Origin of the sequence: Chromobacterium indicum (assembly GCF_039708975.1) — a bacterium.
Lineage (GTDB): Bacteria > Pseudomonadota > Gammaproteobacteria > Burkholderiales > Chromobacteriaceae > Chromobacterium > Chromobacterium piscinae.
The window spans coordinates 1-13217 of the sequence record NZ_JAYFSJ010000001.1; the positions used below are offsets into that span (position 1 = coordinate 1).

Genomic DNA, 13217 nt, shown 5'->3' on the forward strand with positions numbered 1-13217 from the left:
AGCCGGCGGACGGCAACTGCCGCGTCACCCGGTTCGAGTACGACAACAACAACCGGCTCAAGCGCACCATCGTGCCTAGTCAAACAGTGGGTATGCGTGATGCGGGGGACGGCAAATACAAAATCAAAACTCAAGACCTTGTAGCGGGTAGGCAGTATGACGCCAACGGCAACGTGGTGAAGGAGACCGACGCCCGCGGCAACAGTGTGTATCGCTGGTTCGACCGTGCCGGTCGCAAGCTGCTGCAAGTGGACGCCGCCGGCTACGCGGTGGTTTGGACCTACAACAGCGCGGGCAAACCAGCGCGGGAAACGCATTACGCCAATGCGGTGAGCGTGCCGGGCGACGCTGCCACGCTGGAGCAGATGCAGGCGCTGTTGAAGCCGAATGCCGGTGACGACCGGATCAGCGAGTTTGACTACGACCGAATGGGACGGGTGGCGGAAGAGCGCCGGTTGAACGTGCAAATCTCCGCCGACGATGGCGTCAGCGACGCCCGCGGCACGGTGCGCACCCAATACCACTACAACCAGATGGGCTTGATCGACCAGAAGACCGATGCCAAGAATGGTGTCACCGACATCGGCTATGACAAGCTGGGCCGCGAGATTCATCGCGAAGAAGCTGCCTTCGCCAATCAAGCCGGCCAGATGGTACGGCCGACCACCGATACCGGCTACAACGGCCTCGGCCAGGCGACGCAGGTGCGCCGGGCAGGCGTCGACGGCGTGTTCAGCGAGACCCATTACGGCGCCGGCGGTCGAGTGGAGTGGAGCAAGGATGCCGAAGGCAACGTCACCTGGTACGACTACGACGCCGTCGGCAACATGAGCCGCACCCGTCGCGACCGCAAGGAAGCGGCCGGCGGCCAGGATGTGACGCTCTACGCTTACACCGCCGCCAAGCAGCAGAGCGTCAAGCAGGACGCGGGCAACGGCCTGTATACCGAAACCCGTTACAACGCCTGGGGCCAGATCACCGGCAAGCGCACCAGCCTCAACCGCCAGGGCGACTGGCAGGAGTTCAGCGAATACGACGGCGCTGGCCGACTGACCCGCGGCAACGCCGGCGGCGTGACCAAGCTGTATGGTTACGATGCCAGCGGCAATGCGACATTGACGGTTGAGTCCGGAGGTGGTGGCTGCGACGAGCTGCGAGGCATAAGCCTGGATCAAGTCATGGCAGTGGTTGAGAAGCGTATCGACCATCAGACGCCGATGGATAACTTGCGTTTGACGGTGACCGACTACGATGCGCGCAACAAGCAGGTTGCCACGTATCAACCGTTGATGACTAATGCGCGTCAACAGTCCAGCGTGCAGGTGGAGCGCTGGATCAGCGTCAAGCCTCAAGCGAATAACGGAGCAGTGGTGACGATGGGGCCGATTGGCAAGCAGTTGCCGCCGGATTCCAATCCGTTGTCTGCTGGTACGCTGACTCGTATTGCGACTCGCCCGCAACCATGGCCATTTACAGGAGTTGAAAACGTCTACGGTATCGAAGGTTTACCAGATAATACTGCTCAAGTAGTTTTCTTTTCCAAAACTGGGGTGGCCTTTCCTTCTGATAAATCTGGGGCTTGGAGTAGCTCTGGGCATATCGAGCGTAGCGACGATGGAAAAACATTTCTTGCGGGAGCGATAGACGGATTTGGTCTTTATATGGGGGTTCAGGAATTTTTTTATGTGGCCCTAGATGCTGGTGGTAATTCTTTGGCGTCGTCATATGGCACATTAAAACCTGGGCAGGCGGGTTTTAGACAGTTTGATCAGGTAAGTAAGGGAGGGTATCGCACGGCATACTCGTTCTACTTGTATGATTTAGGAATTCCTAGGTTGCCAAATTTTGGCAGTGGAACGCCTGGTCGGGCCCCTGGGCCTGATTCAGTATATTTTGGATTTGGTGTTCCATCCAGTGGTGCTCGAATTAGATTTAGAACAAGTGATAGTGGTTGGGGTGATTATCAAAATGTTTCCATGTCCGAGATCAATGGAGTGTACAAGTTTGGTCTGGATAAAATAGCCTTGCCAGTAGGAGGGGAGTATCAATATCAAATAGACTCATTGAATAGTGGAGGGGGTGTCCAGGATACATATATCGGTGAGCTTTCTCCTGCGGGTAGGGTATTTACTCAGCCGTGTTTGTTAAAGAATTCGACTCAGCAATTACATTTTTTGGAGCCGACAGGTCAGGCGGTTAAAGGGGTCGTTCGTTATCGGATAAAAGGGACGGATAGTTATGCCACTTCCTTGTTGGTGAGAGACGATCGAGGTGGATTTTATTGGAATGCTGCAGGTGAACTGTTGTTGCCTATGGGTGATCCTGCGCATTATGAGTATCAATATGAGCTTTTGAGCGAACAGGGACTGGCTATTTCAAGAGGTAGTGGTGAGGTAGCGCTTTCTATTCCAGTAAGCAGTGTGCCGCTTCCTCGAGACCCGCGTGCGGAGGGTGTGGATTTTTCGTATAGGAAGCTTGGGGATAATGGTCCGTTTGTCAAAGGTTGGGCTACTAATGCTTGGCTGGGTCCAATTGATGCATCTTTTCAAGATGGTGTAGTGAGTAAGTATGAATACAAGTATGAGGCCTTTACGGATAAAGTAGATCTTACGAAGTATCCATTTGTTACTACACGCACATCTTATGGGACATACAGCGGCATTGCCACGTTTGGCGGTGGAAACCGAATTATCCGCAATGATTCTCTACCTTTGCCCTTGGGTGTGACCTTTGCTTCTGACCGGAAGGACGCTGCTCAACTGAGCTTATCGTACCGCGTAAAGGGCAGTAATGCGGAATGGCAACAAGCGATATTGCCGCGTACTTCGCAAGGGGCGTTCTTCTTTAATGTCGACAACTTGGCGGTAGGCGATTACGAGTATAGTTACCAGCTGCGTGATGGCAGCGGCAATGTGCTGCGTGATGCCGACGGCGGTGTGATCAATATGTCGGGTTATCTGCATCGAGGTGGGGCGCAGGAGGAAACCTCGGCTGACAACCTGCATTGGGTATTGCTGGGGGTGTCGGATAAGGAGGCATCTGTTACCCGTCGTCAGCATTACAACGCATTTGGCGAAGTCGATAGCGAAACCGATGGCGAACAGAACACGACACGCTACAGCTATAGTACCGCGGGCAAACTGCTGAGCAAGCAAGACCCGCTAGTCAGCGTCACATTGGAAAATGGGCAAAAGCAGACAGCATCGCCACTGACCCAGTACCGTTACGACGCAATGGGTAATACCGTGGCCGTCATCGATGCCAATGGCCACCAGAACCGGCAGCGTTGGTTGGCTGGCAGCCAGGATGGCCAGGGCAAGGTATCTGACGAATGGCATGCGGATGGCGGCGACAAGCAGACGGGCAGCCACAAGGCGATGTCATACGATGCTCTGGGCAATTTGCGCAGCAGCAGCGATGAGCTTAGTCGTACCACCAGCTACAGTTATGATCGGCTGGGACATCTCAAGCGGATCAATCGCGCGGGCGGTGGGTATGACGAATATGACTATGACAGCGCGGGCCAGCGTATTGCGCATCGCACGACCAGCACCGGCAGCGATGTACTGCAGGATACAACCAGCTATGACAGTTTGGGACGCGTACTTGAAACCATAAGCGCGGCGCAGCGCCATACTCGTTATAGCTATCAGTGGGATGCTTCATTGTTGGGCGCGGGCGGCACTGTGGTGGGGGGGTGGCGTACCGTCACCACCAATGCCAACAATCAGACGCAGCAGGACGCCGTCAACTTGTTTGGCCTGAAGGTGGCGCATGTCGACCTTGGCAATCACAGTTTTACTTATCAGTACAACGCTGCGGGACAAATCAGCAGCCAGAGCGGGAGCACTGGGCAGAATATTGTTTATCGTTATTACGGCAATGGCTATTTAAAGAGCCTGGAAGACAGCGCTACTAACAGCAATACGCTCTATGAATACGATAAAGATGGTCGCAAAATCTTTGAGGGTTACACCACCCTGAGCAATCAAAGCCCTAGGGTGTTCCAGTACGCTGATACCACTTATGACGAGTTGGGACGAGTGATCCAGATAAAGGATGCCAAGTTTCTTACCCGTTATGAGTATGATGCGGTAGGTAATCGGCGTCGTGTTTACGCCGAATATTCTGATGGGGTGAATGGCAGCAAGCAGGTGCAGGATAATTGGTATCGCTATGACCAGATGAATCGCTTCACCATCAGCATGGGCAAGTTGGAAAATGGCCAGATTACGCGTGGTGGCGTAGGTAGCGACGGTGTGGAGGTACAGTATGACGCGGCAGGGCAGCGTCGAGTCGTGATTAATGCCAAGGATGGCACCTCCGAGAAGTACTCGTATACCGATAATGGTTTCCTGACTGATGTCACGATCAATGATAAGTCGGCAGCGCAGCGGGTAAATGACTTGTTGGGTCGTACTGCCGAGTACACCAGTTATCGTTGGGACGGCGATGGTGGGCAAAATAGCAAGACGACGACAATTTATGATGCTGACAATAAGATCAAACATCAAGTCGTTGATGATGCCACCACCGATTATGATCTGATGGCCGATGGTACGGTGAAGACGACTACGCAGGTCAGCAAAGGCACCACCACGACTACTTATTACGGTTATGAATGGTGGGACGAAGCCAAGCAGTCCACCATCACTGCTCAGCCGTACAATAAAGATGCGCCAGGCTGGCGTTCTGGTATTTCCCATCTGACTTATGACGTTAATGGCCATTTGAAAATGGCTATTGACGAAGAGAAGCATAGAAGCTTGAGCTACATCAATAATGCTCAAGGCTTGGTATTGCAGCGGGATGAATCCAGTGATAGCGGGGTCTTCAAGAGTCAGAGCTATTACTATCTGGATGGCAAGCAGGTTGGCGCGGTAGGCAATGATGGGCCGGCGAGAGTGGATTATGCCAAGCAACTTGCGCAGATTGGACTTGGAAATAAAAAGGACCAGTATCGTTTTGGTGTAGCAGTGAGTAGCGCTGATTTTGATCAGAACTACGAACCGATCGGCCCCAATTACCCGGGACAAACGCCAGGCAGCGTCACCGTGCGCGAAGGCGACACGCTGCAAGTGATCGCCGCCAACCTGTGGGGCGACAAGTCGCTGTGGTATCTGCTGGCCGACGCCAACGGCCTGCAAGGCACGGAAACGCTGAAGGCCGGCCAAGTGCTGCGGGTGCCGAACAAGGTCACCAACTTCCACAACAACAGCAGCACGTATCGGGTGTATAGCCCGGGCGAGGCGATCGGCGACGTGACGCCGACCTTGCCGGAACCGCCGCCGCCGCCGCCGCCGCCGGGAGGCGGTTGTGGTGGTTTCGGGATGGTTTTGGTTGCCATCGTGGCGGTGGTGGCGACTGTTGTTACCGCTGGCGCAGCGGCAGCGGCACTGGGACCTGTACTTGCTGGCGCACTTGGTGGGGCGGTCGGTTCTATTGCGGGTCAGGCTATGGCGATGACTTTAGGCATGCAGAGCAAGTTCTCGTGGAGCCAGGTCGGAGTCGGAGCGATTGGCGGTGCCGTAACGGGTGGCATGCAAGCGGGCGCCTTTGGCCAAGCTTTGAATAATAGCAATATTGTAGTGCAGGGCATGGCAAGCAGCGTCATTAGCCAGGGCGTGTCGATGGCAGTGGGTTTGCAGAAGTCCTTCAGCTGGACCTCGGTGGCGGCCTCTGGCGTGGCAGCGTGGGCGGCCAACAGCGTTGGTTTGCAGGCAGGCAAAGGCACGGATGCATTTGAGCGGATAGGCTATGGCACGATGCGCGGCATGCTGAACGGCACGATTCAATCTGTTATTGGCGAGGACCATCGGCCGGATTGGGGTAACCTGGCGGCCAGTTCGTTCGGCAGCGCGGTGGGCTATCAGGTAGCGGGTAATCCGGTAGCGGGCAGTTGGCAGGTTGTGGAAGATGACCGTATGGTGAGTGCGAATGCCGCAAGAGGATTGTTCCCCTACAACGCAGCCTATGATCTGAAACCGCCGGTTGCCGATGATGCCACTGCCCGGGCCTTGGGCTTCAGGGGAGCGAACGATTGGGCCTTGATGCCGGAACGCGGGGATGAGGGGCCAACCCGCTATGTCGTGCGAAAAGGCGATACTTTCACCAGCATTGCGCGCAATATGGGCCGCACGGCGGCGGAGATCGCGCTGGCAAATGGCAAGGTCAATCAGTTCCGCTTGCGACCTGGACAATCTCTGGTCATTCCGGGAGCCGGTAGCTATAGCGATGATGACCTGGCCGCGGCAAGCGCGTTCATGGACAAGCAGAACCGCCAACGCATCGCCGTGCAGAATGCGGCGCGTCAGCAGGCATTGACAGAGAAAATCCGCGCAGGCGTACCTTTGCTGTCGCTGAAGTCGTGGGTTACGCCGGAGAGAGTGTCGGATGCGTTGCTGATGACGTTTGGCACGGCTGCGCAATTGACGGCAAGTGGTAGTTCCAGGTCTGATCAACTTCGCGAAGCGCCTGGCGTGTTGGAGTCGGTTGGCAATACGCTGAGAAGTGATTTGCCGCTGGGGCAGAAACTGTCTTGGGCTTGGGGTAGTGTTGGCTACTCCTACCGTAATTCCAATTTAGCACAGGGCTTAGTGCAGGCTAGTGGTGGTGCCATGGAGGTGGGGGCTGCCGTGCCTTTGGCATCAAGTGGGGCGGGTTCTGTGATTGCGGTACCGCTAGCTTTCCATGGCGCGGATAATATTGAAACAGGTTTGCGTCGAGCATTCTTGGATGGTGATGGTCGTACATTGACTTACCGCTCTGTTCTAGGGGCAACTGGTTCACCATATGTGGCGCAAGTTGTGGATCAGGCCATTCCTTTTGCTGCCGGTGCGGCGGAGTTGGGAATGGGGGTGACGAGGCTTGCGGTTCCAAACACGCTGGAATTTACCGGAACTGCCGCCAATCCGAGAATGGCACCATATGCAGTTAACGCAGACGGCTTGGTCAGAACCCCTGCAGAGGCTATGGACTTGGCACGCTTGCATGGAGTCCACATTCCTGACGATATTAATATCGGCTTCATGAGCAAATGGACGCGCGCAGATGCCGATGCAGAGTATTTTTCGCAAGGTAGAAGTTACAAACCAAATGACTGGATCTCGTGGGATGAATTTTATCACGCTGGAACTGGGAAAATCCCTGTTCGTATAAATTCGGCGCTGCTAAATAGTGATGAGGCGCTAGTTGCACACTTGTCGCACGAGATGCACGAGCTTAATTCTCTTCGAGATATATTTGAGGTCAATGGCGGCGAATTGCAGGCAAAACGCCTTAATCAACTTATTGCGCCTCGGCTCCAAGGTGGATTTGAGGGGAACCTTCACGAGCAGGCCTGGGACGTCGCAGATAAGCTGGTTTACAAAATGAGAAATGGAGACTGAAATGGATCGCGATTCAATATTGATTGAGCTTGAAGAGTTACTAATCCAGCATAGAGATGGATTTTATACTGATGGCGAACTTACATCTTTGTGCTTGGAAATAATGGGGAGAAATCCATGCGGTCAAGTTTGGGAGGCAATGCCTGAGCATGTTAAGAGTGTTCTAATTAATCAGCTTAGAGATTTTTCGGATGATGATGATATTGTGACTTTTGGCCGGACTAATGCCCGAGATGCGAAAAAAGAAATGCTTCGAGTAAAAATTTGGTTAGAGGATAGGGGCCTTATTTGATTGGATCGATGCGTTACCCAATAAGGGGGAGTTTGTTGTTTCAGACAAGGCCGTAGTTTGGCTAAGTTTGCGAAGCCCAACGCTCACCGTGATATAGGACGATTAATATTTATGGGTCTTGGATTTTTCGGTAAACATTAGGCTTCATTTCATTCAGTCCAAGCTACGGTTCTGGCGCAACGCCATCGGCGCTATGGCGCTGGCATGACCCATCACATAAGCGGCGCATCCCCTTAACGGCGATGCGCCGTTTTCTTTTGGGTCATGCATCCCTTAATAAACTTTGTGGCAAGCCAGGAGTAAGGCGTGTCGACGGTGATGGCGTGCGTGGGGGATGAGCGACTGTTGCGAGCGGGAACTTGGGCGGGGGACTGGGGCGCATTGCCTGCTGCTTGGGTGGGGCGGGAGCGGTCTTTTGAGGTGGCAGGTTTGCCACATTGAAATGTAACAAAATTACTTTGTAAATCAATGTCATCCCTTGATGAATATCATTTGTTGAGAAAATATTACATTTCGATATTGTGAATAAGTGTGAATATTGTTAATATTCGGACTTTTCTTGTTTCTTGGCTTGACGGGGGCATGGTTTTTGGTGCCGCCGTGGGCTGGGCGGGTTGTGTAAGGACGGATGGGGATGACGGGCGATCAGTCGCTGCAGTTGATGTCGCAGATGATGTGGATGGCGCTAGCCATTGCCGCGCCGGTGCTGCTGTTCAGCTTGGTGGTGGGCATTTTGGTGAGCGTGATCCAGGTGGTGACTCAGATTCAGGACGCGTCGCTGGCCTTTGTGCCCAAGTTGCTGGCCGTGTTCGCAGCCTTGCTGCTGTTTGGCCCGTGGATGTTGAAGTCGTTGGTGAATTACGCGTCCAGCGTGATCGGCAGCATTCCGTCGCTGTTCTGAAGCCCTTCCCATGTCTTTTCCGCTGGATATCGGCTGGCTGTACGCGGCTTTCCTGTTGTCGGTGCGATTGGCACCAGTGCTGCTGCTGACGCCGGTGCTGGCCGCCGCCAATGTGCCCGGCGTGGTGCGCGGCTTGTTGGGTTTGAGCCTGGCGGCGCTGATGGCTTATGGCCTTGAGCTGCGGCTGGCGGTGCCGACGAGCGGGTGGGTATTGGCCGGGCAGGCGCTGACGGAGTTGTTCATCGGCGCGTTGCTCGGGTTTGGCGTGCAGTGCGCATTCGGCGCGCTGGCGTTCGCGGGGCGCTTGCTGGATACCCAGATCGGCTTTGGACTGTCCAGCGTGATCAATCCGATGACGAAGCAATCCAGCTCGTCTATGGGTTTGGCGTTTGAGCTGCTGGCCGTGGCTTATGTGTACGCGGTGAATGGCCATCACATGTTGTTGCAGGCGATGGCGTTTCTATTGGAGAGCCTGCCGGTGGGGCAGCCGCTCAGCCTGATGCTGGCCGAGCGGGCGGTGGGGCAGTTTGGCGTCTTGTTTTTGTTAGCGCTGTCATTGGCGGCGCCATTGTTGATCGCGTTGTTCGCCATTGATGTGGGCGTGGCGCTGATGTCCCGTTCGATGCCGCAGTTCAACGCTTTTGTGATGGCGATGCCGGTGAAGGTGGGCGTGGGTTTGTCCCTGCTGGCGGTGATGCTGCCGCGGCTGGGCGGTTTTTTCGAGCGCTGGCTGGCCTCGATGCTGGATTATCTGGCGGCTTTCGGAGGCTAGGCGGTGGCGGAGCAGGAACAGGACCGGTCGGAAGAGGCGACGCCGCATAAGCGCGAGGAGGCCCGCAAAAAAGGGTCGGTCGCGCGCAGCCAGGATGTGCTGGGCGCGGTGTCGGCGCTGACGTTGCTGCTGGCGCTGATGACCTTGGGGCCTGGCATGGCGCGGCATTGTCTCGGCATTTTCGCGTCGCTGTTGTCGCATGCCGGGGAGTGGTCGTTTTCGCAGGACGCGCTGTCGGTCTGGATGCGGAATCTGGGTGTTGAACTGTTCCGGACCTTGGCGCCCTTGTGGTTCCTGCTGGCATTGACCGCGGCGTTGGCGGGGGCGGCCCAGGTGGGTCTGGTGTTTTCCGCCGCGCCGTTGAAGCCGGATTGGGAAAAGCTGAACCCGTTGGAAGGCTTCAAGCGTTTGTTCACGCTGCGCTCGCTGTTTGAGGCGGCCAAGTCCAGCGTCAAGTTCCTGGCATTCTCGCTGGCCTTGTACTGGATCATCCGCGGCATGCTGCCGGACTGGATGCTGCTGACCGGAGCGGGCGCGGGGCGGGTGGCGGACGCCACTGGCGCGGCGCTGCTGCAGGTGTTGCGTTACATGGCGTTGGCCATGCTGGTGGTGGCCGCCGCGGACTGGTTGTTTGTGAAGCGGACGCTGAGCAAGAAGCTGAAGATGTCCAAGCGCGAGGTGAAGGAAGAATACAAGCGGCGCGAGGGTGATCCGCGGATCAAGTCCAAGCTGAAGGAGATCCGCCAGCAGTTCCTGCAGAAGACGCGTTCCGCGTCGCGGGTGAAAGAGGCGGACGTGCTGGTGGTGAATCCTAGGCATCTGGCTTTGGCCATCCAGTACAAGCGCGGCGAGATGGCCGCGCCCATGCTGCTGGCGAAAGGCGCCGGCGAGATGGCGTTGAAAATGAAAGAAACAGCCAGGCGGCATGGCGTGCCGATCTTGGAAAACAAGCCGCTGGCGCGTGGACTGTTTCGCGATGTGGATGTGGACGAGTGGATTCCCGACGCTTATTTCGGCGCAGTGGCAAAGGCGCTGGTCTGGGCGTTTCGGGTGAAGAAGGGTTGAGCCGCTCGATTGGGAGCGGCGTCGCAATGGCGGTTAGATGAGTAGTCTGGTCAAGTTGTTCAAGGAAGGGGCGAATGTCTCGATCATTCTGTTGATGGTCGGCATTCTGTTCGTCCTTTTCACGCCGGTTTCGGCAAGGGTGCTGGACGCGTTGCTGCTGGGCAATTTCAGCCTGGCGCTGTTCGTGCTGCTGCTTACCTTTTATGTGCGCAAGCCGGTGGATTTCTCCACCTTCCCCTCGGTATTGCTGATCGCGACGCTGTTCCGCCTGTCGCTGAACGTGTCCGCCACGCGTTTGATCCTGTCCGACGGCGAGGCCGGCCGCGTGATCGGCGCCATCGGCTCCTACGTGGTGGGCGGCAACTACGTGATCGGCGTGATCGTGTTCCTGATCCTGGTGGTGGTCCAGTACGTGGTGGTGACCAGCGGCGCGCAGCGCGTGGCCGAGGTGGCCGCCCGCTTCACGCTGGACAGCATGCCGGGCCAGCAGATGAGCATCGACGCCGATCTGAACATGGGCTTCATCGACCAGGCCGAAGCGCAGCGCCGCCGCAAGGAGCTGGAAAAGGAAGCCGGCTTCTATGGCGCGATGGACGGCGCCAGCAAGTTCGTCAAGGGCGACGCCGTCGCCGGCATCATCATCATGCTGATCAACGTGATAGGCGGCTTCGCGGTGGGCGTGGCGCAGCACGGCCTGCCCTGGCAGGAGGCGCTGCAAACCTACACCCTGCTGACCATAGGCGACGGCATCGTCACCCAGGTGCCGGCGCTGGTCATCTCGGTGGGCACCGGCATCATTATCACCCGTTCCGCATCCGACGGCCGGCTGAGCAGCGAAGTGCTCGGCCAGTTCACCGCTTATCCCAATATTCTGTTGATGCTGGCCGGCGCGTTTTTCCTTATCGCGCTGCTGCCGGGCCTGCCGGCTTTGCCCGCTTTGCTGCTGGCGGCAATGTTCCTGGCCGGCGGCTTGCTGCTGCGCAAGGTTCGCAAGCCGGAAAGCGATGACGAGGACGCGTCTGCCGAAAAGGCGGAAGAGGCGGCAGGGGATGCGTCTCTATATGACGAATTGAAAGTGGACCTGCTGTCTATCGAGCTGTCGCCTGAACTGGCGCCCTTGATGGGGCAGGACGGCAGCATCCTGCTTGAGCGGATTTCCCTGTTCCGCAAGCAGTACATGTTGGATTCAGGCCTGGTGCTGCCCAAGGTGAAGGTAAGAGAAAGCAAGACGCTGCATGACGGCGCCTACCAGATTCATCTGCAAGGCGGAAAGGTGGGCGAGGGACGCTTGGAGCCCGGATGCTGGCTGGCCATCCACCCAGGCGGCGAGCGCGCCAAGCTGGAAGGCAAACCCACCACCGATCCCGCCTACAACCTGCCGGCGATATGGATTCAAGACGCCCAGCGCAGCCGGGCGCGCGAATCCGGCTACACGGTGGTGGACGCCGCGACCGTGTTCATGACCCATTTCTCGGAAATCGTCAAACGCCAGTCGGCCGCGTTGCTGACCCGGGATGAAGTGGAGCGGCTGGTCCAGCATCTGCGGCAAAGCCAGGAAAGCCTGGTGGACGAGCTGGTGCCGAACGTGATGACGCTGAGCGACATCCAGAAGGTGTTGCAGGCGCTGTTGCAAGAGAAGGTTTCCATTCGCCGGCTGGACACCATTTTGGAAGTGCTGGTGGACGCGGGGCGTGCCGGCAAGGATGTGGACGAGCTCACCTCTCGGGTGCGCCAGCGGCTGGGCAATGTGATTTGCGCGCCGCTGGTGGACGGCGATGGCGCGCTGCATGTGATCACGCTGGACGGCGGCATCGAGCAGACCTTGTACGACGGCTTGCGCCGCAGCGAAAGCGGCGCGTCGTCGCTGGCGCTGGACCCGCGCTTCGCCGAGCAGCTGTTGAAGAAGATGCTGGCCGAATCGGAGAAGATGGCGGGCGCCAACCGCATGCCGGTGGTGCTGTGCGCGCCGGAGGTGCGCGCCAATCTGCGCAAGCTGACCGAGCGCATGATCCCCCATCTGCATGTGCTGGCGCTGAGCGAGGTGCCGCCGGGCGTCGGGTTGAAATCTTTTGCCGCGGTAACGTTTTGACGGGATGGCGAGATGAGCGAATTGATGAGCGTGATGGCGGCGTCGATGCAGGCCGATGTGAACCGGGTGAACACCGTGGCGCACAACATGGCCAACAGCAACACCGCAGGCTTCAAGCGCCAGTTCACGCTGGGCGGGGATTTGCAGTCTGGTCCGCTGGCCGATACGCGTCAGGGCGCGCTGAGCCGCACCGGTTCGGACATGGATCTGGCGATAGAAGGCGCCGGCTACTTCTCCGCCTCGGAAAACGGCAACAACTATGTCAGCCGGGGCGGCGCGCTGCGGCTGGACAGCCGTGGACGGCTGGTGCTGACGCAGTCCGGCTTGCCGCTTGAAGGCGAGCAAGGCGAGATATTTCTGAAACCTGGCGCGTTCCGGGTGGATGACCGCGGTCAGGTGTTCCAGGGCGAGCAGAACGTCGCCCGCATCAAGCTGGTTTACCCGGCCAAGGACGCGCTGCTGGAGGCGACGGGCAACGGCTTGTACCGGGTGCGCGGTGCGATGGCCGATCCCAAGGATCTGGGCGGCGCCGGACGGCTGCGGCAAGGTTTTTTGGAGATGTCCAACGTCAACTCTACTCGGGAAATGGTGGAGATGATGGAGGCGACGCGGCATTTCGAGTCGGTGCAAAAAGCGGTGCAGGGCATGGATGCCGTCTGGGACAAGGCATTGAAGACTCTGGGCGAATTTTGAAGGCATTGAAGCAAGGA

The 13217-nt window shown here is 57.2% G+C and carries 7 protein-coding genes; all 7 read left to right on the top strand.

Annotated features, from left to right (window positions below; all coding sequences use genetic code 11):
• Window positions 1-92: 92 nt before the first annotated feature.
• The 7 genes from VA599_RS00005 (at window position 93) to VA599_RS00035 (ending at window position 13200) form a co-directional block, all read left to right on the top strand.
• Window positions 93-7388 carry a LysM peptidoglycan-binding domain-containing protein gene (locus tag VA599_RS00005; RefSeq protein WP_346787232.1) on the top strand — a complete coding sequence of 2432 codons (7296 nt, stop codon included), beginning with the start codon at window positions 93-95 and terminating at the stop codon, window positions 7386-7388.
• Between the two features lies 1 nt (window position 7389).
• Window positions 7390-7680 (top strand): hypothetical protein, encoded by a 291-nt coding sequence (locus VA599_RS00010; RefSeq protein WP_346787233.1) that lies wholly within the window; start codon window positions 7390-7392, stop codon window positions 7678-7680.
• Window positions 7681-8314: 634 nt separating this feature from the next.
• A complete protein-coding gene (fliQ, locus tag VA599_RS00015) occupies window positions 8315-8581 on the top strand; it encodes a flagellar biosynthesis protein FliQ (RefSeq protein WP_346787234.1) in 267 nt (88 codons plus the stop codon).
• A 10-nt stretch (window positions 8582-8591) separates the two neighbouring features.
• On the top strand, window positions 8592-9353 hold the full coding sequence (locus VA599_RS00020; protein WP_346787235.1) for a flagellar biosynthetic protein FliR: 762 nt from the start codon (window positions 8592-8594) through the stop codon (window positions 9351-9353).
• Window positions 9354-9356: 3 nt separating this feature from the next.
• Window positions 9357-10418: an EscU/YscU/HrcU family type III secretion system export apparatus switch protein gene (locus VA599_RS00025; protein WP_231163782.1), complete on the top strand. Its 1062-nt coding sequence runs from the start codon at window positions 9357-9359 to the stop codon at window positions 10416-10418.
• A gap of 37 nt (window positions 10419-10455) precedes the next feature.
• Window positions 10456-12507: a flagellar biosynthesis protein FlhA gene (gene flhA, locus VA599_RS00030; RefSeq protein ID WP_346787236.1), complete on the top strand. Its 2052-nt coding sequence runs from the start codon at window positions 10456-10458 to the stop codon at window positions 12505-12507.
• 12 nt (window positions 12508-12519) lie between these two features.
• Window positions 12520-13200: a flagellar hook-basal body protein gene (locus tag VA599_RS00035; protein WP_346787237.1), complete on the top strand. Its 681-nt coding sequence runs from the start codon at window positions 12520-12522 to the stop codon at window positions 13198-13200.
• Window positions 13201-13217: the final 17 nt, after the last annotated feature.

What these genes read in the sequence shown, in the direction of transcription:
- VA599_RS00005 (WP_346787232.1), top strand. Translation starts at nt 93, where the DNA reads ATGCGTGATGCGGGGGACGGCAAATACAAAATCAAAACTCAAGACCTT.
- VA599_RS00010 (WP_346787233.1), top strand. Translation starts at nt 7,390, where the DNA reads ATGGATCGCGATTCAATATTGATTGAGCTTGAAGAGTTACTAATCCAG.
- fliQ (WP_346787234.1), top strand. Translation starts at nt 8,315, where the DNA reads ATGACGGGCGATCAGTCGCTGCAGTTGATGTCGCAGATGATGTGGATG.
- VA599_RS00020 (WP_346787235.1), top strand. Translation starts at nt 8,592, where the DNA reads ATGTCTTTTCCGCTGGATATCGGCTGGCTGTACGCGGCTTTCCTGTTG.
- flhA (WP_346787236.1), top strand. Translation starts at nt 10,456, where the DNA reads ATGAGTAGTCTGGTCAAGTTGTTCAAGGAAGGGGCGAATGTCTCGATC.
- VA599_RS00035 (WP_346787237.1), top strand. Translation starts at nt 12,520, where the DNA reads ATGAGCGAATTGATGAGCGTGATGGCGGCGTCGATGCAGGCCGATGTG.